Genomic DNA, 26,676 nt, shown 5'->3' with positions numbered 1-26,676 from the left:
GAAACCGTGCCTGAATTAATCGATAAATGTAAGATGGAGGGACTTGAGCCGCTGTTCTTTTACTGATTAAGCGATAAAATAAGCCAAAACAGACAGGCAAATCGAAGTTATCGTCATTGCGCAGAGCGGCTTCAAGGCTTTTGTGCGGAGATCGCGAAGGCTAACATTCAGCCCAAGTCCGACCATCGCCGCAGTTAAACACCATGTTGTCCCATCTGCAATGAAATTAAGGACGCCTAATGAAACCGGAATGGAATATCCCAGTACATAGCTTCCTAAAATGCTCATGATGATAAACCCGATTAAAAACCATGGAAATTCAATTGTTGCATCCGATTGATGGGATCCTGATTGACGTTTCATCAAGTACATGAAAATAAAGCATAATGGAACGAGCAGAAAAACCCGGCCTAATTTAGCAAGCAATGCGATGGCCAAACCGTCCTGGCCTGCGGGTGCCGCAGCCAATGCGACATGGGCGATTTCGTGCAGGCTAATCCCCGACCAGATCCCGTAATCAACAGCGGACAAAGGCAGAAATGGTCTGACAATTGTATAACCTATGGCGAAAATCGTTCCCATTAATGCGATGATTCCTACCCCGATCGCTGTATCCTCATCTTTTGACTTCACAATTGGAGCAATCGCGGCAATGGCTGCTGCTCCGCAAACACCCGTTCCAACACCAAGAAGCAACGATATATGTTTATCCGATTTAAAAAGTTTAGCTAAACCTATCGTTACAAGAATAGCAAAAGTAATGACACCCGCATCACGAACGATCAATCCTAATCCGTCATGCAAAACGGTATCAATATTCAGCTTTAATCCATATAAAATGATGGCTAAACGCAACAATTTTTTGGAAGAAAATTGGATTCCGGAACGAATCGCTTCTGGATACCCGAAAATTTGCCGATACACGACGGCAATGATAATGGCGCACGCTAATTGGCCAACATGATCAAATCCGGGTACTTTTGCAAGCAGAAAACCTAGTAATGCAATTAAAAATGTAAAGGCAACACCGCCGATCCATACTCCGAAAGTTGATGGCTTGTTGTCGGGTTTCGCAGGTTCCTTTTGAGAAGGAGATACTCTTGCGTTTGACATTGCCAAATGAATCACCCCAAATCATTTTCTGTAATTCAAGCATAAGCAATCTGTTGCTATAAGAAAAATAAATCATTATGATGATTACAATAAGTAAACTTATATAATAAGAGGGGTGAAATGCTTATGGATCAACAATTGCTCGTTTTTGTGACAGTTTCAGAGAAGGGGAACTTTTCGCGCGCGGCTGAGGAATTGCATATGACACAACCGGCTGTCAGCCAATATATCCAAACTCTTGAACGGACAATTGGAACGAAGCTTTTAGAACGGACGAATAAATACGTTCGTTTGAACAAAGCGGGTGAAATTGTTTATCACCATGCAAAAGAAATATTGGGACTTTATACGCGGATGCAATCTTTAGTCGACGATTTAACCAATCACGCAAGCGGAAATCTTTCTATAGGGGCAAGCTATACGTTTGGAGAATATGTTTTGCCTCATATCATCGCATATTTACGCGAGCATTATCCGTTAATCAACCCGGCGATATCCATCGGAAATACAAAGGAAATTGAAACATTAGTCGCTAACCATCAATTAGATGTAGGCATAGTTGAAGGGACGTTCAAACATGAAAAATTGGACATGGAACCTTTTTCAGAAGATTTAATGTTTGTTGTCGTTTCGCCTAACCATCACTTAGCACGCAAAAGAGAAATTAAAATAAGTGAATTAGAAAGTGAGACATGGATTGTTCGGGAAGAAGGATCGGGAACGAGGGAATCTACAGATGAAATGTTTCAGAAATTTGGATTGTCGCCAAAAAAACGAATGGAATTCGGCAGTACGCAAATCATTAAGGAATCGGTAGAGGCCGGACTGGGGATTACATTGCTTTCACAATGGGCGATACGGAAAGAACTAACCATGCATTCGCTGACAACATTGAAAATAAAAGAACTGCCTTTAAAAAGGAAATTTTCAATTGTAACAAAAGGGGATCAATTTCAAACAAAGGCAACAGAAGTGTTTATCCGTTTGCTGAAAGAGAAGTTTTCTAACTTACGAAAGCTGGATAAATAAAAAAGTTCATTTCCTCGGAAATTGTCGAAATACGCATTAAAATCAATAAAGGAAAAAAGGACCTTGTAGCGAAAGATTTTGATATAACTTTAGATGCAAAGGAGATAAGACTGTGTCTGTAGCTAACCGGGATAAAATTTTGGAAGAAGTCAAAAGGATTGTTTTTTCCTGTTTACAAAATACTGAAGCGGTCGTTTATTTATTTGGTTCGTGGGCACGAAAACAAGAGAGGCCAACTTCAGACATAGATATTGCTGTTAGTTATACTTCCTGCCTTCCAGATGGGACGCTCACAAGGTTGCGGTTAGAACTTGAGGAATCTACGATACCTTATCGAGTTGAAATTGTTGACTTAACATATTCGGATGAACAATTTCGTAATAAAGTAAAGGAAGAGGGGATTAAATGGAACGTCTAAAGCAACGATTAAATTTGGCTGAAAAAGCACTTGGTGCCTTTGAAGAAGTGATGGAAATCTAATCACCTTCACCAATTGAAAGGGATGCCGCAATCCAGCGGTTTGAATTCACTTTTGAAGCGATATGGAGAGCTTCGAAACAATGGTTACTCGATGTGGAAGGGATTGACGTTGCCTCTCCAAAAGCAGTGATTCGTTCATGCCGGGAAGTGCAATTAATAAATGATGATGAGGCCATTGTTCTTCTTCAAATGGCAGATGACCTTAATTTGACAGTACATACGTACAACGAGGCTCTGGCAAAAGAAATATATAGTCGCTTAAAAAGTTATGAAGTTCTATTTAGAACGTGGTTGACAAGGGTTAATGAACGTCTATCGACATTATGAAGGAAACCGCTAACCGATGATTTCGGCTGGCGGTTTTCTTTATGTCTGGGGGTGATTAGAGGAAAGAATACATGGGGAACATAAAAAATAGATTAAAATCCATAAAAATTTTTAAAAAATGTCCTCTTCATGTAAACATTTTCGTCGGAATGTGATACATTAATATATATAGATCATTGATATAAAAATGTTTATCGTTATTATTGTGTATTTCTGAAATGTACATTTGTTTTCTTCAATCTGACGCCAAGAATTTGCGTATATAAGCAAAAAAATCCTGATAGGAGGCGATTTTTTGTGTCAAGCCACACATTAGACAAGTTTTTGCATGAGAATTTAGAGGATTTAAAGAGCAAGGGCCTTTATAACGAAATTGATCCTTTAGAAAGCGCTAACGGGCCAATGATTAAAATCGGCGGCAAAGAGTTGATCAATTTATCCTCAAATAACTACCTTGGATTAGCAACGGATGAAAGATTAAAAGAGGCCACAAAACAAGCCATTGAATCATATGGCGTAGGTGCGGGCGCTGTCCGGACAATCAATGGAACATTAAAGATCCATTTGGAGCTAGAAGAAAAGTTAGCGAAATTTAAGCATACAGAAGCGGCGATCGCCTATCAATCAGGATTTAACTGTAATATGGCGGCCATTTCAGCTGTGATGGATAAAAATGACGCGATTCTTTCGGATGAGCTTAACCATGCTTCTATTATTGATGGGTGCCGGCTCTCAAAAGCGAAAATCATCCGCTTCAACCATTCCGATATGGACGATTTGCGCCAGAAAGCGAAAGAGGCTGTTGAATCCGGGTTATACAATAAAATCATGGTCATTACCGACGGCGTATTCTCCATGGACGGCGATATTGCGAAGTTGCCGGAAATCGTCAAAATCGCTGAAGAATTTGATTTGATTACGTATGTGGACGATGCACACGGATCGGGTGTTTTAGGAAACGGTGCCGGTACGGTTAAACATTTTGGGCTATCGGATAAAATCGATTTCCAGATCGGAACACTATCTAAAGCAATCGGTGTTGTTGGAGGATATGTTGCCGGGAAACAACAATTAATTGATTGGTTAAAAGTAAGAAGTCGCCCGTTCTTGTTTTCGACGTCTTTAACACCGGGCGATGTCGCGGCGTGCATCAAATCGCTTGAAATATTAATGGAGAGCACCGAGTTGCAAGAAAGACTATGGGAAAACGGAAGATATTTAAAGAAAGGCTTGAAAGAACTCGGGTTTAATATCGGAGAAAGTGAAACACCAATTACACCGTGCATTATCGGGGATGAAGTTCAAACCCAACAGTTCAGTAAACGGTTGAATGAAGAAGGCGTATATGCAAAAGCAATCGTATTCCCTACGGTTCCAAAAGGTACGGGAAGGGTTCGCAATATGCCGACTGCGGCGCATACGAAAGAAATGTTAGATCAGGCATTATCGATTTATGAAAAGATCGGAAAAGAAATGGGAATTATTTAGAGACGTTTGGAGGAGCCATTATGAAAAAAATCTTTGTCACCGGAGCGTTAGGCCAAATTGGCTCGGAACTTGTGATGAAATTGCGCGACATTTACGGGTATGACAATGTGATTGCATCAGATATTCGAAAGACAGACAGCGATGTGGTTCATTCAGGTCCATTTGAAATGGTAGACGTCACAGATTCGAAAGCCATTTTTGATATAGCGAAAAAATATGAAGTGGACACGATCATGCATTTAGCGGCATTGCTCTCGGCCACCGCTGAGAAAAAACCGCTTCTTGCCTGGAATTTAAATATGGGCGGCCTCATTAATGCGTTAGAAGTGGCACGGGAATTGAAATGCCAATTCTTTACGCCGAGCTCCATCGGGGCATTCGGTCCAACAACGCCTAAAAACAATACACCGCAAGACACCATTCAACGACCGACAACGATGTATGGTGTTAACAAAGTAGCAGGGGAATTACTGTGTGATTACTATTATGAAAAATTCGGCGTGGACACACGCGGGGTGCGCTTTCCTGGCTTGATCTCCTATGTGGCGCCTCCAGGCGGCGGAACGACGGATTATGCGGTTGAAATTTACTATGAAGCGATTAAAAGTGGCAAATACACCTCTTATATTGCACCGGACACGTATATGGACATGATGTATATGCCGGATGCGTTAAAGGCCATTATTACGTTAATGGAGGCAGATTCTTCAAGATTGAAGCATCGAAATGCCTTTAACATCACAGCCATGAGCTTTGAACCTGAGGAACTTGCCGCGGCCATCCGCAAGCATATTCCAGACTTCACAATTGATTATGACGTTGATCCTGTAAGGCAGGCAATTGCCGAAAGCTGGCCGAATTTTATCGACGCAACGGCGGCAAAAGAAGAGTGGGGCTTTGAAGCTGATTATGATTTAGTGAGAATGACGAAAGATATGCTTGAAAAGTTAAGCCAAAAACTACTTTCTAAAGAAATTCAATAATGTAAAAGAAGACAACTCACGCACTTTGAGTTGTCTTCTTTTTTTCATCCAACAACCACTCTTTTGTTATGTGAAAAAGTTGATCTCTGCTTTCCCGGGATAGAAAAGTATGGTTGGCGCCGTAAATCGTTTTATGTTCGGATTGGCCCATTTTCCGCTTTTCGAATTGCTCTTTATAAAGAAAGCTATAATCGACAGGAATGACATCATCTTCATCTCCGTGAGCGATGAGTACATCCCCTTTAAATTGTTGCGCTTCTTGTAAAGGGTGAAAAGCTGATAAAGAATGGAAATAACCATAAGAAAATGGATAGCCTAAATAATCGACAGGTTGAAAGCGGGATTGCCCATATGCCCTCTTGCCTACAATTCGGACAATATCCGTAAAAGGAAAGGCGACCGCTGACCATAAAATCAGCCGTTGAATCCGAGAATCCCGGGCAGCTGTGAGCAACGCGACAGCTCCGCCCAGGCTATGGCCCAGCAGCGTGATTCGATCGCAGTCAACCGAATGAATGGTTTCTGCATAATTAAGCACATCCCCCGTTTGCCGGATCAGGCTATCCAGTCCGCCTTCTCCATAATCACCGCTGCTTTCTCCGCAGCCTCCATAATCGAAGCGAAGAACAAAAAAACCTAGTGAAGATAGCTCACGTGCAGCATGGACAAATAATCGGTGCTCTCCGATTCGATTTCCGACAAAGCCATGACAAATAATAACAAGCGGGCCCCGGCCATTTATAAAATGTTGCTGATTCGAGGGATCATGCAACGTTGCAGCAAGTGTAAGCCCATTACTTTGAATCGCCAAATTCTTTTCCAAATCGGTCTCCCCTTCCTTATTGTTAAGTGAGATGGACGCCATCCTGGAATTTTTCTGTAAGTCTTTCAATCGCCTTGATTTCATAATCGTTTCTTGAGTCATACGCATCATCCAGACGGTCGGACAATTTTTGAATTAAATAGTCAGTCTCTTCTCGGCTCAAATGATAAGGCAAATAAGGGTACGGATTGCTTAACTTTTTGAAAAGAGAAAGGATCACTTTTTTGTCATGCTCCAACGTTGTTACGTTTTGTAAGGATGAAAGGTAATTGCAAAGAAAAGAACGCTCCCTTAATGTAATAAAACCCATTAAAATCACCCCTCATTTTTAATTTATACTAATCCTACCACTTTAATCGGAATTAGAAAAGAGAATTTTGAAATTTTTTTAGCCCATTCACGTGAACGCCCATTTGGGCATATGCTGGTTTGTGAAGAATCGTAGAAGGAAGTGAGACGATGGCGGGCAAAATCAAAAATTATTTTGCGGGCGGAAATACGGCCAGAGGATTTTATAATTTGTTTGATTCGAATTTGCAAGGGCTTGAGCGCCTGTTTATTCTAAAAGGCGGTCCAGGGACGGGGAAATCGACGTTAATGAAACATATCGGGGGCGAGTGGAGCGGAAAAGGCTTTGCGATTGAATATGTCCATTGCTCATCGGATAACGAGTCGATTGATGGCGTGATCATCCCGGCATTAAAGGTTGGAATTGTAGACGGCACTGCCCCTCATGTCATTGAACCGAAAGCACCGGGAGCCGTTGAGGAATATGTAAATTTAGGCGAAGCGTGGGATTCAGAAAAGTTAATGAAGCATAAAGATAAGATCCATAAGTGCTGTGGCGAAATAAGCAAGTCTTATGAAAATGCTTATGCCAGGTTTGCAGAAGCATTAAGCATTCATGATGAATGGGAAGAAATATATATTAACAACATCGATTTTTCAAAGCTGAATCAATTGACGGAAAAGCTGACCGACGCTTTATTTGGCAAACATAAGAAAAGTAAAGTGGCGGATAGACGCCATCGGTTTTTAGGAGCGGCAACGCCAAAAGGTGCGGTCGATTTCATCCCGAATTTAACAGAAGATGTTAAGAAAAGGTACTTTTTAAAAGGACGCCCGGGCTCGGGGAAATCAACGATGTTGAAAAAGCTGGCAGAGGAAGCCGAATCGAGAGGATTGGATGTGGAGATTTACCATTGCGGCTTTGACCCTCATAGTCTTGATATGGTAATCGTAAGGGAGCTCGGTTTTGCCATCTTTGACAGCACGGCTCCACATGAATATTTTCCAGATCGATCAACCGATGAGGTGATTGATTTGTATGAAGCAGCTATCGTTCCAGGAACAGATGAGAAATTTGCCGATCAGTTAAAAGAAATTTCAGGAAGGTATTCAGCCAAAATGAAAGAGGCCACCAGCTGGCTGCAAAACGCAAAAGCTTTGCACGATGAATTAGAGTCATTCTATATCAAAGCAATTAATTTTTCTAAAATTGATCAAATCAGAGATGAAATCAATGCCGAGATTGACAGAATGGCAGGAATCGCTTCAACATAAGAAACATTACAAAGGTAGGAGTTTTTTGCCTATAAATAAATGAAGTAGAGCATTCAGCTCTACTTCATTATATTTTTTGCGCCTCTTTTTCGTATTGACGGAAAGCCGCATGATTGGTTGGGCCGACGTATTCATTTAAGCGGAAAGAGTGGCGGATCGCTGCCGTAATGAATTGTTTAGCTGTTTGTATAGCTTCTTTTACCGGTTTTCCTTTTGCCAGCTCGGCCGTAATGGCTGCCGAATACGTACATCCTGCCCCGTGCGTATAGGTGGTATTGATTCGTTCAGATTCTAAAATATCGAATGTCTTTCCATCGTATAGCAAATCGATAGCACCTGCATGTTCTAACTTCGCGCCGCCTTTAATCAAGACGTATTTCGCCCCGAGCTCATGAATTTTGGCTGCTGCATCTTTCATATCGTCTACGGTTTTAATTGGCGCTTTTTTGCTGAGCTGGGCGGCTTCAAATAGATTTGGAGTGACAACGAGCGCCTTTGGCACAAGGACATCACGAAGGCAATCATTCGTTTCCGGATGAAGTGCTTCGTCTTGCCCTTTACATACCATTACTGGGTCGATAACGACGTTTTTCACTTCATGTTCTTCGATTTGTTTAGCGGCAACTTCAATGATATCGATTGCACCGAGCATTCCTGTTTTTAAGGCGTCAACGCCAACGGAAAAAATGGTTTCGAGCTGCGCTTCCAGCGTGCTTGCCGCAATCGGGAAGACATGATGGAACCAATTGTTTTTTGGGTCCATCGCAACAAGTGTTGTAATCGCTGTCATTCCATACACACCGCGTTCTTGGAACGTTTTTAAATCGGCTTGCAGACCGGCGCCTCCGCTTGAATCCGAACCTGCAATCGTTAATGCTTTTGGCATTGTCATAAAGCTTTTTCCCCCTTTTAATTTAGTATTTCTCGTTTTGCGAGCATTTGCTATAAAAATTATATCATATTGTCACAGGAATAATCGTTGGCAAGAACTGTGACAGTCACCCTGCTAAAGAAGATCTTTGATTCGCCGAGAAAAGCTTTTCGATGCAGACAGGCAACAAATCGAGCAATGTTTCAAAGGCGTAGTCTACATTTAACCGTTCATGACGCTGATGGGCATCTCTGCCAACAGGACCGAGATTGAGGACTGGAACGTTGAACTGTTCGAGATCATCAAGCGGCAATGAATAGCCGTTATTCCAGAGCGGCATGTTAGCGACTAGCGGATGCAATGTTTCTGCCGGATGCGCCAGGCCAACATAACTGAGATCGGAAATGCCGCCAAAGTAGTTTTGTTGTTTGAGTGTAACGCCGTGCTTCGCTATCGCATCATCCATCATTTCAGAGGATACCTGTTGAATGAGCGGATGGTTCCTTGAACAAACGGCAGGATAATACGGTGGAGCAAAGAAGAGAACGATCATCGGCGAAAGTTCCTTGCACAATATCGCAAGCTGATCAACCCGCTTAATCGTCGCATCCCGGTCATCTTTGCCGCTTTCATAACCTGAGATCGCATGAATCCGCTCCACTTCCTCTTTTCCATAGTTTTTAACAGCGTAATTTAACAATTCTTCATAGGTTAGCACATTAACGTTTAACTCCGGTGGTGTAAATGCATCCAGCTTAGCGAAACTCTCAGCATGAGCCGCATAAGATGACTTGATTTTTTCCGCAACAGAAAGAGCCGTTTGCCTGAGAGGTTCGACAATTTCCTCCATCGTTTTCTCGAATAAAAACAAGTTGAACAATGTCACCGCACGATGGGGAATTTGGACCGAGTAATCTTCCTTTAAATCGCGCTGGATGAGATTCGTTGGCGGAGGGGTAACATCGCCTTCTACCTTTTCGCAAAAATCGGTATTGAGTTCCAATTCGGCCGTTAGTAAAGACGCCATGAGATTGCCGTTTAATCCGGAAAACGGTTCGCCGACATGCGTTTCTTTTCCATAGCAAAGGAAGCCGGGAAGCACTTTCCCGATGGTCCCGGTATAAATATAATGGTTTTGATCACCGGGATACCGGGTGAACATCGGCTCGGAGTTTAATACCGTTATATACGTAAGATCGTTCTTTTTCGCAAAATCGTTTAGAAAAGGCACGGCGGCTCTCATGCCGATGGAATTGACTTCTTCATCCGGTACGGTTAAAAGCAGAAGGTTTCCATCAAATTTGCCGCTACACGCCTGTTCGATCATTGCCATATGCATGGCGAGCCCGCATTTCATATCCATCGTGCCACGGCCGAATAACCAGTTGCCTTCTTTTATTTCTCGCTGGACATCTGGAGGCAACTCTTCTTTGTTTTTATAAAACAGGTCGGTTAATTCCTTTGGCTTAAAAGCGAGTTCTTTCCACGCACCGTAATCTTCAACATCAACTACGTCAAAATGGCTGATAAGAATAATCGTATCTTTGACATCGGGCCGTTTTTTGACTAATGCCGCAACGAAATAACGGCCGTCACCGGTTGGCACTTTCTGGAGATGCTCTTCATGCTTTTGAAAATAAGGAAGCGCATGAAGCTCATTCACGACAAACCCGGGCAGGTCGATTTCCGCTTGAGAGCCGGTTATGCTAGGAATGCTGACAAGGTCACACAATAAGTCAATTAATTGTTCTTTTTTCGCCCACTTTTTTTCCATTGTGTTCACTCTCCTGTTTTTCTGTATTATGGAATCAGTTTCCGAATAATAGATAAAAAATTTTACGGCGTTTTGCCGACTTGTAGTGATATTTCTTCCGCTGCTTCGATGACTTTATCGATCAAGAACGATAAGCGCTCATCCGTAATGCTGTAGCTAAGAACGCCGATGCTTATAGCTCCCATCACTTTTTGGTCGAAACCGATAATAGGCGCGGCGATCGATGCGGTTCCTTCTGTTTTTTCACCATAGCTAACCGCATAACCTTTCTTTTGAACCTCCGATAGCTGCTCCGTTAATTCTTTCTTTTTTTTCTCGGAAATGAGGAGCTTGTCCATGATTCGTTTAGCGTCTATCGGGTTCATAAAGGCAAGCATCGTTTTATTTGCCGCCCCGATATTCATTGGGATCCGTTCTCCAAGGTTATCGGTCATCCGCACCTTTAGCGGACTGTCAACCCTTTCAATGATAATGGAATTTATCCCGCTCAACATGTTTAAATAGATGCTTTCTTGCACTTCCTGTGCCAGCTTCTCCATAACGGGCCTGGCGACGGACCTGAAGTCCATATTTTCAAGCAGCTTCAAACCGATCTCCATCCATGTTAGCCCAATTTTATATTGCTTCGTTTCGGGGACCTGGGCAACGAGGCCATAGTTTGTTAATGAACGAAGCAAGCGATGGACGGTGCTTAATGGAAGCTCGGCTTGTTCTGCGATTTCCGATATTGACCAATTGGGTTTATGATCGTCGGAAGTAAGAATGTGGATAATTTGCATTGCACGATCAATAGATTGAACCATTTGAAACCCCTTACAGTTTTCTGTCGTTTTGTCTAGTATTACTCATTTTATACCATGAATATGAGAATGATGGCAATAAGGCTAATGATTTTTCCGAAAAAAATAAATTTTCGAACAAATTCTTGACAATCCGGTTTGGGATGTTTTAAATTAAAAATAAATTTTTCATTATTCCGAAAGCGTTTTCATTATATGGAAAGATACAGGGGAGGAATTTTTATATGTTTAAACATGTTATCGTGCGACAACCGGGAAAAAGTTATGTGAATGGACTAACGACGTCGAATTTAGGAAAACCGGATTATGAAAAACTTCTTACACAGCATAAAGCTTATGTTGAGGCGCTAAAAAAATGCGGGGTTGAGGTCACCGAACTTGAAGCAGATGAGAACTATCCTGATTCTACATTTGTAGAGGATACGGCCGTTTTGACCGAGAAGTTTGCTGTCATTACGAATCCAGGAGCCGAAAGCCGCAACGGTGAAATCATTGACATGAAGGAAGTGATTAAAGACTTTTATCAAACGATCGAATCCATCCATTCCCCGGGTACCTTAGATGGAGGAGATGTCCTTCAAGTGGAAAACCATTTTTACATCGGCCTGTCGGATCGAACAAATGAGGAAGGGGCCAACCAGCTAAAACAGATTTTAGAAAAATACGGATATGGTGCAACGATCGTGCCGCTAAAGGAATTTTTCCATTTGAAAACAGGTATCGCTTATTTAGGCAACAATGACCTTGTACTGGCCGGTGAGTTTGTGGATAGCGAGCTTTTCCAATCGTTTAACCGCATTGTCGTAGAAAAAGAAGAGGAATACGCAGCAAACTGCATTCGTGTCAACGATTATGTCATTATTCCTAAAGGCTATGAAAATACGAAGAAAAAAATAGTGGATGCCGGCTATGATGTCATCGAATTAGAAATGTCCGAATTCCAAAAACAGGACGGAGGATTGAGCTGTCTTTCCTTACGATTTTAATACGCTGAAATAGGGGTGACATGATGAAGTACGGATGCCAATCGATGGTCGGGAAATTAGAAAGTGTTTTAATAAAACATCCGAAAAATGCCTTCATCAATCAGGACCATCTTCGTAAACATTGGGAAGAGTATCGCTATGTAAGTTGTCCCGATTATGATAAAGCGTTAGAAGAATATGAGAAGTTTGAACGCCTTTTAAAAGAACATGTTCCAAATGTCCATTACCTTCCGCGATCAGATGAAGCCGGGCTCGATTCCATTTACGCCCATGATTCCGTTAAACTCACGAAACAGGGAGCGATTCTCTTAAAGCCCGGGAAATGGTTGCGCCAGGGAGAACCAGGGGCGACGGAGGCCTATTTTTCGAAAATCGGGATCCCTATTCTTGGAGCGATAACCGGTGAAGGAAGAGTGGAAGGCGGAGATGTCGTCTGGCTTGATGAACGAACACTCGCTGTCGGGCGCGGGTATCGTACAAATGATGAAGGAATCCGTCAATTACGGGAGATAACAAAAGAATTAGTTGATGAGTTTATTGTCGTTCAGCTTCCGCACGGAAACGGACCTGACGAATGTTTGCATTTAATGTCGATCATTAGCCTGGTTGATCGTGATTTAGCTGTCGTCTATTCTGAATTGATGCCCGTTTCATTCAGAGAGCTATTAATGGAAAGAGGAATCAAGCTGATTGAAGTGCCGAAGAACGAATACGATACGTTAGGGTCCAATGTGCTTGCCCTTGCGCCAAGAAAGTGCTTAATGTTAACGGGCAATCGTGAAACGAAAAGCATGCTTGAAGCCGAGGGAGCAGAAGTATTCGAATATGAAGGAGAAGAAATTTCTTTGAAAGGGACAGGCGGCCCCACTTGTTTGACAAGCCCGCTATACCGCTTATAACAGACGGTTCACCTTTAGGCCGAATCTATTTTCCTGAAGGTGGATCCGTATAAATTATTTTATCTGAAGATTCCATCTATTTTTTCTATCCTTTTAAAGAGAGGGTTTTGTAATGGAACAGGAGAAGAATACCCAACTAAAACGGTCAATGAAAAGCAGGCATTTATTCATGTTGTCCCTCGGTGGGGTCATCGGAACAGGCTTATTTCTGAATGCCGGGCTTACCATTAATCAAGCTGGACCGGGCGGAGCGATTGTCGCGTTTTTAGCCGGCGGACTTCTTTTATACTTAGTCATGGTTTGTCTTGGTGAGTTATCGGTCTTCATGCCAGTCACCGGCTCTTTTCAGGAATATGCGACGAGATTCATCGGACCTGGCACTGGATTCATGCTCGGCTGGATGTATTGGATGTGTTCCGCCGTCACAGCCGGTGCAGAGTTTACGGCGGCTGGTGTGCTGATGAAACGGTGGTTTCCCCATACGCCTGTATGGATATGGTGCCTATTTTTTATCGTGTTGCTATTTTCGATCAATGCCTTGACGACGAAAGCGTTTGCCGAAGCGGAATATTGGTTTTCAGGGCTTAAAGTTCTTGCTGTTATTTTATTCATCATTATTGGTGGGGCCGCCGTTTTTGGCTTGATTCACATGGATGGGAAACCTGCTCCGTTTTTCTCTAATTTTACGAGCGGCGGAGGATTGTTTCCTAAAGGGTTTTCGATCGTATTTGTAACGATGATGAGCGTCGTATTTTCCTATCAAGGATCGGAGATTATCGGCATTGCCGCAGGCGAAAGCGATGATCCGGTGAAAAATATTCCGAAAGCGATTCGCAATGTCGTCTTTCGCATCCTCATTTTTTATGTCGCATCGGTTGTGATTCTTTCGGCCTTATTTCCGGCAAAAGACCTTGGCTTACTGAAAAGCCCGTTTGTGACGGTTTTTGACTCGGTAGGCATTCCATATGCGGCAGATATAATGAATGTTGTTATTTTAACAGCTGTACTTTCTGTAGGGAACTCCTGTCTTTATGCATCGACCCGGCTGCTCTGGGCACTGTCGAATAATCAAATGGCACACCCCGCTTTTGGTAAACTGACGAAACGCGGGATTCCACTGAATGCATTGTTCGTTTCCCTTGGGTTTTCGCTTCTTTCGCTACTGACAAGTGTCATTGCGGCAGATACGGTCTTTGTCTTTTTAATGTCCGTCTCAGGGATTGCGATTACAATCACCTGGATGGGAATCGCCCTGTCGCAGTTCAATTTCCGCAGGCAGTATATAAAAGAAGGCGGGAAACTGGAAAACCTGCAATATCGGGCGCCATTGTATCCATTTGTCCCGATCCTTTGCTTGATCATGTGCGCCGTCGTTTTGATCTACCCGCTTTTTGACCCGACGCAGCGCTCAGCCGTACTTTACGGACTTGGCTTTATGCTTTTGTGTTATCTTTAACTATATCCGGTATGGTAGGGTAAATAAAAAAACCTCGACCCTTCCGGATGTAAATAGCAACCTTGATGTAAAGGCAGGAGAACAATAGACTTCTAAGCAAAACAACCTTTTCAGTGAGTGAAAAGGTTGTTTTTTACTGTTGGATTACTAAATATTTTTACTAGAATTGTAAGGGGATTTTTGTCATGTTAAAATAATCTGGGTACATTTGGGAGTTCAAAGCATATTTTCCCTAATTCATTTTATTTTTGAATTTCCATAGGAGGAAATCTTTTTGAAAAGCTTATTTAATACGGTCTACATCACATGGTTACAATTTAAACGGCAGCCTTTGTTCTGGGTACTTCTTATTGGTTTTTTATCTTATGAATATCTTGCACTTACAGATATTCCATCACCTGGAGAAGTATTAACAGCTACCAGTTTTTTAGTGCAAGGAGGAATTCTTGCGTTTTTATTATTTGGCATTTTTGTTGTCCAGATTGAAGATACACATCAACTAGAAGATTTATTTCTTACTATTAAAGATGCGTCTCTAGTAAAATTGCTGGCAAAACTTCTATATGGGATTTTATTAGCTCTTTTTATTAGTTTTCTATTTTATCTTTTTTATGTGATTTACTATCTTTGTCGCGGGTACCCTTTCACTCATTTATTTTTCAGTGCGTTTTTATATTGTTTATTATACTTTGGGTTAACTTTTTTAATCAGCTACTTTATTGGGATGCTATTAGCACTGTTCATTAAAGGGAAAATGGTTTTTCCTGTATCGCTTGTTGTATGGGCATTGATTGGACCTGTCAATTACATTTTTTTAGGAGATCATTTGCAGCGGGTTTCTAAGTGGTTAAATTTAGGGGAACCAAACCCTACGGGATTATATGATCGATTATATGGATTATCGATTGATTGGTTTTATTGGCTTAAACATTTTGAATGGCTTGTTGTGATCAGTATTATTTTTGTTTTTTACTTGAATTACAGGCATCATCTTCTAAACAAAAAAACAACCTTGAGCTGTATTTTTGTATTAATGCTTTCATTTGGTTTGATTTCCTATGGGTTAAGTTTGAAATGGCAATTATATGCCTCCGGGATCAATGCAGATCGTCCACGGGAAGAGGCTGAAGCTCTCTATTATAGCAAGAAGCAGCCAGTTCTTGATCAAAAAAAGATACAAGTTACTACTTATAAAATTGACCTTAAGATCAAGAGATCATTAAGTGCCAGAGTGGAAATGGATGTTCAAAATAAAACTGGCAAAACAATTAAAATCCTCCCATTATCTTTATATCACGGTCTAAAAATAAAACGGGTTGAAGCCAATGGGAAAGCCGTAAAGTTTAGGCAACAAAATGATGCGGTTACCGTTTCTTTGAAAAAAGATTGGAAAAAAGGACAACCCCTTCAATTAATCTTTCAATACGAGGGAAACAGCTCTCCTTTGTTTTATGCTAATCAACGAGCTGTTTATTTGCCTTATTATTTTAACTGGCTGCCTTCTGTAAATGTAAAACCTGCTTTTCAAATGGATCGATATGGACGACTAGTTAGAAATAACCATCAAACCGATAATTTAACCCGTTATGTTTTGTCATATGAAGGGAGAAAACCACTTTATACAAATCTCACTAAAAGAAACAATGGGAAATGGGAAGGAAAATCATTTACCGGTTTAACGCTCCTCTCAGGGGAACTACAATCGAAACGCGTTGGAAGTACAGAATTGATTTTTCCAGGTGATACAAAAGGACTAAATTATAATGAATTCAAATCCGCAACCGAAAATGTTATGAAAGCAACCGCAAATGATTTGAACATTAAAAATGTGGACTATCCAGACAAAATCATGATGATACCGATTCTTTCTATTGCGGACAGCTCAATGGAAGAAGTCATGTGGTATTCTCCTGATACGCTTATTCTTGGGAATCCATCAAATTCCTGGTTAATTGATATTCCAGCCTACTATACGTACTGGATAGTTCCTGCTTTAACATGGAAATATGAAAATATTAAAGTTGAGGATAGAGATTATTTACATGCCTTTGATTTAATGTATTCCTATATTTACAATAAGAAAAATCATATTAAAGATGATGGAGACTTCATAGAGTGGTTCAATAAAGTTCCTGGTAATGGATCAAAACAAGTGGTGCTTCATCAATTGTCTGAGTGGCTAAAAAGCAATAAAGGTATAAAAGAAAAAACTCAATTTTGCAAGCAGTGGTACTACTTATTACACTCAGGAAACGACTCATGGGATCAGTTAGAAAAGCTATTAAATACATACAGGAAAGGTGGAAAACAGTGACGGCTTTAGTAATAGATGATGTTGTAAAGAAGTTTGGAGGAAAATTAGTATTAGACCGTATTTCCCTTCAAATTAAAGGGACGTTTGGACTTCTTGGGCCTAATGGTGCGGGGAAAACTACTCTTATGCGGATGATTTCGACACTCGAGAGTCCTGATCAAGGGAAGATTCAATATGGTGATCTAACCTGGGAAAGGGTTCACGACGTTAAGAAACAATTAGGTTATCTCCCCCAGCATTTTTCTATCTATAAATCACTTAATGTAGAAGAAGTCATGAATCATTTTGCTGTTTTAAAAGGGGTTACAGAAAAGGAGAAGAGAAAGGAAGTAATTAATCGGATATTAGAATCTGTAAATTTAACAGATCAGAAATATAAAAAAGTAAAAAACCTTTCTGGAGGTATGCTTCGTAGATTGGGGATCGCTCAGGCTTTAATCGGGGATCCCAAAATCATCATTGTTGACGAGCCGACAGCGGGCCTGGATATAGAGGAACGTGTTCGCTTTTGCAGACTGTTAAGGAGTTTAGCTGAAGGCCGAATTATAATAATATCGACACACATTGTTGAAGATTTGGAATCTACTTGTGACAATATTGCGATTATTAAAAAAGGGAAAGTCTTACAAACGGGAACAAGAAAAGAACTGGCGGAAATCACAGAAGGGAAAGTTTGGGAAATAGAAATACCTTTTGATACTCCTGTACCAATCGTAGAAGAGAATATTATTTCAACAAAACAACTAAGCAATCGCTACTTAATTCGATTTTTCTCGGAAAGCCGCTTACCTGATGCACGGGAAGTCCAAACGACCCTTGAAGACACATATCTTTATGTGACGAGGAAAAACCTTTCATATGTTTAAAAAGATTGATTTTTCTTTTGAAATTAAAGCGATCGGTTATGCATTTTACTTTTCGTTTTTGCCCTTCCTTTTCTTTGTTTTCCAGTTTTTATTTGGGGAAAAGGAACTTTCTTTTATTCTTTTAAAGCAAATGGAGTTTCTTATTGTTCCTTTTTCCGCTTGGTGGATCATTTTCCTTTACCATGATTATTTTGAAGAAGGGGGATCTGACCTCCTTTATAGTTATCCTCTTAAAGCGGAAGAACATGGGCTCTTGAGAATAGGTGTTTTTTCCGCATTATATGAAATATTGATCGCAATTTGCTGTATGTTCCTTATCGTTCGCTTCCCGGATGCTAATTTTTTTGTTTTATTTATCCAATATGCGGCAGAGTCTTTGCTGTATATATCAATTGGATTTGTCATTATCCTTTTGACGAAAAAAGTAATGGTTCCCATTTTGATGATTGTAGCCTATGTATCGACAGAATTTTTGACTGAAGGGAGTATAATCCCTGTTTTCCATATTATGTCATTCAATACAGAACCGTTGTCCTTTGATCAAATTATCTTTTCCGTCCTTTTAAATGGTTGCATATCCGTTATTTTATTTGTATTTGGACATCTTTATTTGCGGAAGAAAACGAACCTACGTTTGTTTTAGAACCGCAAATATGATATAAAGCAATTTATCGGAAAGAGAGCGAAACGAGATTCGCTCTCTTTTTTGTCTTTACAAAATGGGAAAATTATGGAATTATATAAATAACTAATTAAATGAATATCTAATTAGAAGGAGGCAGTTATGCAGCTTGATCGGTTAGTTCAGTTTCATAAAGCGTTGGGGGACGTGACGCGGATTCGGATATTGGCATTGTTGAAAAACGGTCCCTTGCACGGCCAGGCGCTTGCCGGAAAACTAGGGGTAAAGCCGCCGACCATCACGCATCACATTTCTAAGCTAAGGGATGCCGGTTTAATTTATGAACGAAGAGATAAAAACACGATTTACTTTTACTTGGATGAAAAAAAGCTGAAGCAAAATGCAGAGGCCATTTTAAAGATCGGGGTGGAGGCCGTTATGCCAGTGAACAAAAAAGAAAACGAGAAATATAGTGTGCTTAACAACTTCTTTGCCGCGGACGGTACATTGAAGCAAATCCCTTCCATGCGAAAAAAACGGCTCATTGTGCTTGAGCATATCGTGAAAGGATTGATTCCGGGAAAACAATATGCGGAAAAAGAAATCAATGAATACATTAAACGTTTCCATGAAGACTACGCTACCATTAGAAGAGAATTTATCGCCAACCATTACATGTTCAGGGAAAATGGAATTTACGAGCTTAACCCGCCGGAGTTGTGGGGGAAATAAAGGCAGTGATAGATGAGTACTGCGATTTTTTCTCAAATCTAATTAGATAATTGTCACCAAATAAATGAAGAATAGTTTTTGTAATGAATTCCGATTATTTATAATTATCCTATAAATTGTTTCGCCTCGCAATAATTGTTGTTGTACTCTTTTCCTTTTACCTTTCTTAGGTAATCCACCAGAAAAAGTCTGGTTTCGAACATGATATAATAGAACTAAGGTACGGTGTTTTCCGTTGCCACATAAGTAAAAGAGGGTGGCATAGTTTTGTTTTTGCATAAACGAGAGGTTTTGTTCAGGCAAGGGGAACAAGGACCGCTTTATTTGTTGAAAAGCGGGTTATTAAAAGTTGAGAAAGTACATGAAGATGGCTCGAAGTCATTGCTGAATTTAATCGTCCCGGGGGAAATCATTCCCCATCATTCACTTATTAGCCCGAAAGAATACAACGGTACGGCCGTAGCGCTAATGACATCAGAAGTTGAAATGATTCAGGATGCAGAATGGTATAGCGAATTGGCGGCCAATCCTGAAAAATACAGGGATGTTGCGCTAATTTTGCAAACGAAATTGCGAATGATGCAACAGCGGATTGATCAGCTCACAACCGTTGCACCGATAGACAAAGTTCAGCAATTGCAAAAATGGTTTGAACATTATTTCCCGGGCGTAAAAATTAACGAAGTATTAACCCAGGAAGAGATCGGTCAATTTATCGGGTTAAGAAGAGAGACGGTTAACCGGGTATTACGCCAACTATAGAAGACACTTAGTAAAAAGGATCTACAAAAAGTAGGTCTTTTTTACTATTTTGTTAAATTTCCAGAAGATTTAGAAGGGATTTTGTGAAGATGTATCTAATTATAAGTAATGTGAAAATTCCTAAGAGTTAATGAAATCTGTTATTTTGCTCGGGTGGAAACTGAATAATGGCGTTCAAGATTTTTGTATAGATCGCATTAGGGGGGGTTGGATTGATTTCATTTCAACAAGTCAATAAACATTACGGTGACTTCCACGTCTTAAAAAATATTAATCTAGAGGTACAACAGGGGGAAGTCGTTGTTATTGTCGGTCCTTCGGGTTCCGGGAAAAGCACTTTGCTTCGCTGCATTAACCGCCTGGAGACGATATCCGATGGCAAGCTTGTTGTTAACGGAATAACCGTTAATGAGAAAAAAACAAACATTAACGAGCTTCGTAAAAACATCGGCATGGTCTTCCAGCATTTTAATCTTTACCCGCATAAAACGGTTTTGCAAAACATTACGCTTGCTCCGATTAAAGTGTTAGGCGTGGAAAAAAGCGAAGCGGAGAAAACAGCGATGTATTATTTGGAAAAAGTAGGAATACCGGATAAGGCATATTCCTTTCCTTCCCAGCTTTCGGGCGGCCAGCAGCAGCGGGTGGCAATTGCCCGTGGACTGGCGATGAAACCGAAGCTAATGCTGTTTGATGAACCAACGTCGGCACTCGATCCGGAAATGATCGGCGAGGTGCTCGATGTCATGAAGTCGCTTGCTGAAGAAGGCATGACGATGGTCGTTGTAACACATGAAATGGGGTTTGCCCGCGAAGTAGCCAATCGCATCGTTTTTATGGACGAGGGGCAAATTGTCGAAGAAGGAAGCCCGAAGGAATTTTTCGCAAATCCAAAAGCGGAGAGGGCTAAATTGTTTTTAAGCAGAGTATTAAACCATTAGATCAAAAGGGGGAAAATATCGGATGAAACAATTTAAAAAGTGGTTTGTATTTGCAATGGTTTTAACATTGGTTATGGCCTTATTGGCAGGATGTGGAGGAGATAAGAAAGAAAAGTCCGGCGGAAGCGCAATAGATAAAATAAAAAAACGTGGCAAATTAGTTGTCGGTGTAAAATACGATACAAATTTATTCGGTTATAAAGACCCTAAAACAGGTGACATAACAGGTCTGGATATTGATATTGCAAAAGCGCTGGCAAAGAAATTACTTGGTGACGAAAAGAAAATTGAGCTAAAAGAAGTAACTTCAAAAACACGGATCCCAATGTTAAATAATGGGGATATTGATATGATTATTGCAACAATGACTATCTCGGAAGAGCGTAAAAAAGAAGTGGATTTCTCGGATGTCTACTTTAAAGCCGGTCAATCGCTTCTTGTGAAAAAAGGAAGCCCGATAAAAGGGGTTAACGATTTAAAAGGCAAAAAAGTATTGGCAGTTAAAGGATCGACATCAGTTGTTAACATTAAAGAAAAAGCCCCGGATGCTGAAGTACTGGAATTTGAAAACTATGCTGAAGCGTTTACTGCTTTAAAAGCTGGCAAGGGTGATGCCTTAACCACTGACAACTCCATTCTTTATGGAATGGCAGCGCAGGATCCAAATTATGAGCTTGTTGGTGGAACGTTCACTGATGAACCATACGGAATCGCAATTAAAAAAGGAGATAAAAAGACGGTCAAATACGTCAATGATTTCCTTAAGGAATTAAAAGATAGCGGGGAACTGCAAAAGATTAAAGACAAATGGATTAAAGAGTAATGAAGAGAAGGAGGATGGGTTAATACTTGCCATCCTCTTATTTTGAAATTAAGGAGGTAGTTAAATGGACTTCTCCATACTAACAGACAATTTTGATACGTATATGACGGGGTTTTTTAATACAATAAAAATCAGTCTCATTGGTTTAGTTTGCAGTTTTATATTAGGTGCAATCGTTGCGGTATTCCGCATCGCACCTCTGCGTATTTTAAATTTTATCGGGGCATGCTTTGTTGAATTTATAAGAAATATTCCCTTAATCTTGATCGCCTTCTTCTTTTACAACGGCCTTGTTGCTTTTCATATTAACTTGAGCGGGTTTGTAGCTGGTACTATGGCCCTGACAATTTATACTGCCTCTTTTATTGCTGAAGCCATTAGAGCTGGAATCCAATCAGTGGATAAAGGCCAAATGGAAGCAGCGCGTTCATCGGGGCTTACATATATACAAACAATGGGTTATATAATTTTGCCGCAAGCGATTAAAATTGTCATTCCTCCACTGGGGAATCAATTTCTGAACCTCGTAAAAAACTCATCAATTCTAGGAGTCTTTGCTGGTCTTGACTTGATGTACTATGCTGATTCCATTCATGAAAAAACGTTTGATACATTCAATACGTATATTTTCGTCGGAGTATTTTATTTAGTTTTAACCATACCCCTCAGTCTATTGGTCGGTTATCTTGAACGCAGATTGGCAAAAACAGAGTAGGAAAAAGCGGCTCATCAATAGGCGGAATGCTATTGTTCACTAAATAGAAATAACTTTTCATCGTTGGTTTGTCCGAAATGCTCCCGGTAATAGGCCGCTGGAGCCAGACAGGAGAGTGATCAAATATGGATTTTATCGGCGCTTACACACCAGGTAATCTCTCTTATTTGTTAAAAGGATTGTTGGTGACACTGGAAGTAGCTGTAATATCGATTGTTTTAAGCTTTATTATCGGAAGTCTTTTAGGGGTTTTACGATACGCAAAAATTCCACTACTTTCAAAAGTCATTGCTGTACTCGTAGAAACAATTCGCAACCTCCCATTGTTATTGATTCTCTTTTTTACGTTTTTTGCTTTGCCCGAAGTTGGAATCAAGCTTGAAATCGTTACGGCGGCAATCGCTGGACTTACATTGTTTGAGTCTGCCATGATTGCTGAAATCGTGCGGGGAGGCTTAGTTTCAATAGGAAAAGGACAAATAGAAGCAGGCCGGTCTTCTGGTTTAAGCTATACTCAAACAATGTGGCATATTATCCTGCCTCAAGCGTTAAAACGTATGATTCCGCCACTTGTCAGTCAATTTATTTCATTATTGAAAGATACATCGCTGGCGGTCGTCATTACCTTGCCAGAACTGCTCCATAATGCAAGAGGTATTTATAATGGCGGCAATTATAAAATTGTTTTCCCGATCCTTTTATTAACGGCGATTATTTATTTTTTGATTAACTACTCATTATCCCTTTTAGCAAGGGCACTTGAAAAACGTCTTGATACTGATCGAAAGCAAGGAACTGGACTGCGCAAGATCCGTCAAAATCAGAAGCAATCAAGGCCAATTCCCGAAAGTTTTTAACTAAGATTGGAATACAAAAAGTGAAGCCCATTACGCTTCACTTTTTTCTTCTTTAAATTTAAAGCTTCTTGCCCAATAAATAAATGGGGTCGATGCGGCAGAAATGATGAATTTTAACAAATAGGTTGTGATTAATATATCGAACCAGACGTTCCACGGATGAACGCCAGCAAAAGCGATCGTGCAAAAAACGAGTGTATCCACCATCTGGCTGATCAATGTGCTCCCATTGTTGCGGATCCAGAGCTGATTGTACCCCGGGAACATTTTTTTAAGCATCGAGTATAGCCGGACATCTAAAAATTGGCTGACAAAATAGGCAGTAAGGCTTCCTAATGCAATTCTCGGGACAAGGCCAAAAATGGTTTGAAGCGACTCCTGGGCAATATCTGTTGCTTCAGGTTTAAAGACTAGCGCCATTTGCATGATGATCGTCATCATAATGAGGGTGAAAAAGCCAAACCAGACGGCCTTTTTCGCTTCTTTTTGCCCGTACTTTTCGTTCAGAAGATCCGAACATAAGTAGATCGTCGCATAGGCCGTATTGCCAAGTGTCATTACGAAACCGAACATTTCAATCGTTTTTGCGACCTGAATGTTAGCCAATATCGTCATGGCGCCGATCCAGGCATAGAGCCCTGTCTTGCCAAATAAACGGTAACATAGGATAAACAACAAAAAATTAACGAGGACAAAGACGACCCCGAATGAAAAATTAAACATAAGAACCTCCTAGTTTTGATAACGCGGGAGTTTTCGAACCGCTATGTGCGTATGCAATTATAGCAATTTTTCATGATCAGGAAAATAAGGGATTAACGCAACAGGATTTCCCGTTTTTCGCAAAAAGAGGACGCCCTGTTAAAGAAAAAGGTTCAAAGACGCCGGATTCGAACCGTGATTCAAAATTACAAGAGCCTGGCTGCTAAATTCGTAATTCATGCCAGACAGAGGCGATTAAAAATAGGAGCGGGAAATCGGTGGACTTCATCTTTTCAAAGAATTTATCAAGCTTTTTCAATTTGAATAAAGCAAATCGATAAGTAATAAATAATTTTATAACAAATTAGCCTTGATTTGACTAAACATTAGCCATGGATTCAGGATATTTTTTATACGCCCTATTTATTTCCAAAATAGAAAGTTTATAATATCAGGTTTAGGTATTTATGGCCAATATTACCGAATGCAAAAATTAAAGAAATGTATTAATCATATGGAGGAATCATTTTGAGATTCTTGTTAGCTTTTATTAGCTCGTTTTTTAGCTTGATCGTAAGTATAATTATTGTGATGTTATTTTTCAATCTAATTGGGAGAGCAAATCATACACTGGATGACTTTTACACATATACTTTTTCCTATACAATGTTTGGAGTTCCTCTCTCTTTACTGGGTTGCATTATAGGTGAGATGTTTTATCGCAGAATTAGGAAAAAAAGTTATCTTGCTTTTGCTTTATTGGGCTGGGTGTATGGATTTATAATCTACTTACTTCTTACGAATGGAATGATTACAGATACAGTAGAAATTACATCCGCAATTGGGATCGGGATTTTTGGCGCAATTGGATCATTGGTGTTTTATAAAGTACGTAAATCAAATATTACACTAAGGTTTCATGAACGAGAAGAAAAATAATTATTGATCTACGTTAACTTAAACATAATTATCCAATTTTCAAACCCTGAAGTCGGTTAATTCGAGCTGATTTTCGGGGGTTATTTTTTTTGACAAAATCAAAAGGTGATCGGGGAGATTGACTTATAATCAATTGAGAGATATTGAGAGAATGGTATACTTGCGTTTAACTTTAGCATCTCTTTATTTTGACCAGAACATTGCGTCATTAGTTCTAACAAACTCATCAAACCATTTGATATGGCTTTGGCAGCGATGATCCTTTACCTTTTGAAGATGGTCAATAAAGTCTTTGAAAAAGTGCTTTTTTATTTTTAAAAATTCGATAAATAATCGATTCCTTTTTCTTTTTTTTGTCTCGTTAGCATAAATAAAAACCCCCAAAAATGACTAATTTTATAGAAAATAACGGTTGAATTATCCTAAATTTAGTATGTTTTGGCAATGATGAAAAAACCCCTCTTTGAAGGGGATCGACTCCTAACTTTATTAATTCAGCCAATTTTAACGATAATTCAGCCAAAACGGGGCATAATTCAGCCGATTTTAGCATTAATTCAGCCGATTTAAGAAATAATTCAGCGAATGAATAAATCAAGTGCACCTACGTGTTTTTGCCCATTTGAAAAGCTGCCGATTTCTTTCTCGACAGCTTGCTTCTCCACTATAGTGCTTTTTCAATGGCTTCATCAACAGTAACATAGTCGTAGCCAAGGTCTCTTGCGACGGCTTCGTAAGTGACGTAACCGCCTGCCGTGTTGACGCCTAACTTCAATGCTGCGTTTTCGGCGATCGCTTTCTTTACGCCTTTGTTTGCAATTTGCAATGCATATGGAACGGTTACGTTGGTCAATGCCATCGTTGATGTACGTGGAACCGCACCAGGCATATTTGCAACCGCATAATGGACAACGCCGTGTTTTACATAAGTAGGGTTGTCATGTGTCGTCACATGGTCAGACGTTTCAATAATTCCACCCTGGTCAATGGCAACGTCAACAACAACAGAGCCCGGTTTCATTGATTTAATCATTTCTTCCGTTACAAGTTTAGGCGCTTTTGCCCCTGGAATTAATACGGCACCGATGACAAGGTCGGATTCCGCAACGGCTTCCGCAATGTTCAGATGACTGGACATTAACGTTTGTACACTGTTTCCGAAAATATCGTCCAATTGACGGAGACGGTCTGCGCTTAAGTCGATAATCGTCACGTCTGCGCCTAAACCTGCAGCGACTTTTGCCGCATTCGTACCAACGACACCGCCGCCAATAATCGTTACTTTTCCGCGTTTTACACCCGGCACTCCACCAAGAAGAATTCCTTTTCCGCCATGCGGCTGTTCAAGGAATTGCGCTCCAATCTGTGCAGCCATACGGCCAGCCACTTCACTCATCGGTGTAAGTAATGGAAGAGTTCGATTATGTTCCACCGTTTCATAGGCGATGCCGATTACCCCTTTTTCAGTTAAAGCACGGGTAAGTTCTGGCTCTGCTGCAAGGTGTAAATAAGTGAAAAGAATGAGACCCGGACGGAAATAGTCATATTCCGCTGGAAGTGGTTCCTTCACCTTCATGATCATATCCGCTTTGGCCCATACATCGCTTGCCGCATCGATCATTTGGGCACCGGCTGCTTGATAGTCTTCATTCGTAAATCCGCTTCCAACACCGGCATTTGTTTCGATTAATACGTCATGCCCCGCATTTTTTAGTGCAACGACACCAGCAGGCGTAATTGCTACACGATTTTCGTTATTTTTAATTTCCTTAGGGATACCAACGATCATTTGTAAAAACCTCCTAAATCCA

General features: G+C 40.5%; 27 protein-coding genes. 19 read left to right on the top strand and 8 right to left on the bottom strand.

All coding sequences use genetic code 11. The features are described from left to right. Positions 1–66 precede the first annotated feature (66 nt). Entirely contained in the window at positions 67–1,113 is a 1,047-nt protein-coding gene (locus H538_RS0118750; protein ID WP_035351609.1) for a YeiH family protein, read from the bottom strand. Positions 1,114–1,239: 126 nt separating this feature from the next. On the opposite strand from H538_RS0118750, the gene H538_RS0118745 reads away from it, so the two are divergent. The 5 genes from H538_RS0118745 (at position 1,240) to H538_RS0118725 (ending at position 5,420) form a co-directional block, all read left to right on the top strand. Then, a complete protein-coding gene (locus H538_RS0118745; RefSeq protein ID WP_026678874.1) occupies positions 1,240–2,142 on the top strand; it encodes a LysR family transcriptional regulator in 903 nt (300 codons plus the stop codon). Positions 2,143–2,254: 112 nt separating this feature from the next. Beyond that, entirely contained in the window at positions 2,255–2,560 is a 306-nt protein-coding gene (locus H538_RS0118740; protein WP_051291567.1) for a nucleotidyltransferase family protein, read from the top strand. Positions 2,561–2,634: 74 nt separating this feature from the next. Further along, positions 2,635–2,949, top strand: coding sequence for an HI0074 family nucleotidyltransferase substrate-binding subunit (locus tag H538_RS24455; RefSeq protein ID WP_211235579.1), 315 nt, complete (start codon positions 2,635–2,637; stop codon positions 2,947–2,949). Between the two features lie 297 nt (positions 2,950–3,246). Beyond that, on the top strand, positions 3,247–4,437 hold the full coding sequence (locus H538_RS0118730; RefSeq protein ID WP_026678872.1) for a glycine C-acetyltransferase: 1,191 nt from the start codon (positions 3,247–3,249) through the stop codon (positions 4,435–4,437). Positions 4,438–4,457: 20 nt separating this feature from the next. After that, on the top strand, positions 4,458–5,420 hold the full coding sequence (locus tag H538_RS0118725; protein ID WP_026678871.1) for an L-threonine 3-dehydrogenase: 963 nt from the start codon (positions 4,458–4,460) through the stop codon (positions 5,418–5,420). 16 nt (positions 5,421–5,436) lie between these two features. Here H538_RS0118725 and H538_RS0118720 read toward each other — a convergent pair whose 3' ends face one another. Together H538_RS0118720 and H538_RS0118715 are read right to left on the bottom strand one after the other, a co-directional pair. Next, the gene (locus H538_RS0118720) at positions 5,437–6,243 is read right to left on the bottom strand and encodes an alpha/beta hydrolase family protein (RefSeq protein WP_026678870.1); all 807 of its coding nucleotides are present in this window, start codon (positions 6,241–6,243) and stop codon (positions 5,437–5,439) included. A gap of 22 nt (positions 6,244–6,265) precedes the next feature. Next, positions 6,266–6,553 carry a hypothetical protein gene (locus tag H538_RS0118715; RefSeq protein WP_026678869.1) on the bottom strand — a complete coding sequence of 96 codons (288 nt, stop codon included), beginning with the start codon at positions 6,551–6,553 and terminating at the stop codon, positions 6,266–6,268. Positions 6,554–6,702: 149 nt separating this feature from the next. On the opposite strand from H538_RS0118715, the gene H538_RS0118710 reads away from it, so the two are divergent. Next, positions 6,703–7,806, top strand: a complete 1,104-nt coding sequence (locus H538_RS0118710) for a PRK06851 family protein (RefSeq protein WP_026678868.1) — start codon at positions 6,703–6,705, stop codon at positions 7,804–7,806. A 67-nt stretch (positions 7,807–7,873) separates the two neighbouring features. Here H538_RS0118710 and pdxK read toward each other — a convergent pair whose 3' ends face one another. The 3 genes from pdxK to H538_RS0118695 form a co-directional block, all read right to left on the bottom strand. Next, a complete protein-coding gene (gene pdxK, locus H538_RS0118705; protein WP_026678867.1) occupies positions 7,874–8,698 on the bottom strand; it encodes a pyridoxine/pyridoxal/pyridoxamine kinase in 825 nt (274 codons plus the stop codon). Between the two features lie 106 nt (positions 8,699–8,804). Beyond that, positions 8,805–10,451 carry a M20/M25/M40 family metallo-hydrolase gene (locus H538_RS0118700; protein WP_035351566.1) on the bottom strand — a complete coding sequence of 549 codons (1,647 nt, stop codon included), beginning with the start codon at positions 10,449–10,451 and terminating at the stop codon, positions 8,805–8,807. A gap of 62 nt (positions 10,452–10,513) precedes the next feature. Next, positions 10,514–11,254: an IclR family transcriptional regulator gene (locus tag H538_RS0118695; RefSeq protein ID WP_026678865.1), complete on the bottom strand. Its 741-nt coding sequence runs from the start codon at positions 11,252–11,254 to the stop codon at positions 10,514–10,516. A gap of 221 nt (positions 11,255–11,475) precedes the next feature. Here H538_RS0118695 and H538_RS0118690 point away from each other — a divergent pair, with 221 nt between their 5' ends. The 12 genes from H538_RS0118690 to H538_RS24445 all read left to right on the top strand — a co-directional run bounded on the left by H538_RS0118690 (position 11,476) and on the right by H538_RS24445 (position 23,224). Then, positions 11,476–12,237, top strand: coding sequence for a dimethylarginine dimethylaminohydrolase family protein (locus H538_RS0118690; RefSeq protein ID WP_026678864.1), 762 nt, complete (start codon positions 11,476–11,478; stop codon positions 12,235–12,237). 23 nt (positions 12,238–12,260) lie between these two features. After that, positions 12,261–13,136, top strand: a complete 876-nt coding sequence (locus H538_RS0118685) for a dimethylarginine dimethylaminohydrolase family protein (protein ID WP_026678863.1) — start codon at positions 12,261–12,263, stop codon at positions 13,134–13,136. Positions 13,137–13,248: 112 nt separating this feature from the next. Further along, a complete protein-coding gene (locus tag H538_RS24450) occupies positions 13,249–14,592 on the top strand; it encodes an amino acid permease (RefSeq protein ID WP_154658033.1) in 1,344 nt (447 codons plus the stop codon). A 274-nt stretch (positions 14,593–14,866) separates the two neighbouring features. Further along, the gene (locus H538_RS0118675; RefSeq protein WP_026678862.1) at positions 14,867–16,906 is read left to right on the top strand and encodes an ABC transporter permease; all 2,040 of its coding nucleotides are present in this window, start codon (positions 14,867–14,869) and stop codon (positions 16,904–16,906) included. Continuing rightward, positions 16,903–17,772: an ATP-binding cassette domain-containing protein gene (locus H538_RS0118670; protein WP_026678861.1), complete on the top strand. Its 870-nt coding sequence runs from the start codon at positions 16,903–16,905 to the stop codon at positions 17,770–17,772. The genes H538_RS0118675 and H538_RS0118670 overlap by 4 nt, the downstream gene beginning before the upstream one ends. Further along, complete coding sequence (locus H538_RS0118665) at positions 17,765–18,415, top strand: hypothetical protein (protein WP_026678860.1); 651 nt, start codon at positions 17,765–17,767, stop codon at positions 18,413–18,415. The genes H538_RS0118670 and H538_RS0118665 overlap by 8 nt, the downstream gene beginning before the upstream one ends. A 141-nt stretch (positions 18,416–18,556) precedes the next feature. Then, on the top strand, positions 18,557–19,126 hold the full coding sequence (locus tag H538_RS0118660; RefSeq protein ID WP_026678859.1) for a DUF2087 domain-containing protein: 570 nt from the start codon (positions 18,557–18,559) through the stop codon (positions 19,124–19,126). A 267-nt stretch (positions 19,127–19,393) separates the two neighbouring features. After that, positions 19,394–19,888: a Crp/Fnr family transcriptional regulator gene (locus H538_RS0118655; RefSeq protein ID WP_026678858.1), complete on the top strand. Its 495-nt coding sequence runs from the start codon at positions 19,394–19,396 to the stop codon at positions 19,886–19,888. Positions 19,889–20,100: 212 nt separating this feature from the next. Further along, positions 20,101–20,829, top strand: a complete 729-nt coding sequence (locus H538_RS0118650) for an amino acid ABC transporter ATP-binding protein (protein ID WP_026678857.1) — start codon at positions 20,101–20,103, stop codon at positions 20,827–20,829. 22 nt (positions 20,830–20,851) lie between these two features. Continuing rightward, a complete protein-coding gene (locus tag H538_RS0118645; protein WP_026678856.1) occupies positions 20,852–21,652 on the top strand; it encodes an ABC transporter substrate-binding protein in 801 nt (266 codons plus the stop codon). 64 nt (positions 21,653–21,716) lie between these two features. Then, positions 21,717–22,367 (top strand): amino acid ABC transporter permease, encoded by a 651-nt coding sequence (locus tag H538_RS0118640; RefSeq protein WP_035351561.1) that lies wholly within the window; start codon positions 21,717–21,719, stop codon positions 22,365–22,367. 125 nt (positions 22,368–22,492) lie between these two features. Beyond that, positions 22,493–23,224: an amino acid ABC transporter permease gene (locus H538_RS24445; RefSeq protein WP_051291566.1), complete on the top strand. Its 732-nt coding sequence runs from the start codon at positions 22,493–22,495 to the stop codon at positions 23,222–23,224. A gap of 30 nt (positions 23,225–23,254) precedes the next feature. Here the strand turns inward: H538_RS24445 and H538_RS0118630 are convergent, their stop codons facing one another. Then, positions 23,255–23,947, bottom strand: coding sequence for a queuosine precursor transporter (locus H538_RS0118630; protein WP_026678854.1), 693 nt, complete (start codon positions 23,945–23,947; stop codon positions 23,255–23,257). A 507-nt stretch (positions 23,948–24,454) separates the two neighbouring features. Between H538_RS0118630 and H538_RS0118625 the strand changes: the two genes are divergently transcribed. Then, positions 24,455–24,865 carry a hypothetical protein gene (locus H538_RS0118625; protein WP_026678853.1) on the top strand — a complete coding sequence of 137 codons (411 nt, stop codon included), beginning with the start codon at positions 24,455–24,457 and terminating at the stop codon, positions 24,863–24,865. A gap of 664 nt (positions 24,866–25,529) precedes the next feature. On the opposite strand, the gene ald is transcribed toward H538_RS0118625, so the two are convergent. Further along, on the bottom strand, positions 25,530–26,654 hold the full coding sequence (gene ald / locus H538_RS0118615; RefSeq protein ID WP_026678851.1) for an alanine dehydrogenase: 1,125 nt from the start codon (positions 26,652–26,654) through the stop codon (positions 25,530–25,532). Positions 26,655–26,676: the final 22 nt, after the last annotated feature.

Origin of the sequence: Fictibacillus gelatini DSM 15865, assembly GCF_000430745.1 — a bacterium.
In the GTDB taxonomy this organism is placed as follows: domain Bacteria; phylum Bacillota; class Bacilli; order Bacillales; family Fictibacillaceae; genus Fictibacillus_A; species Fictibacillus_A gelatini.
This window is presented reverse-complemented; position numbering and strand designations above follow the sequence as displayed.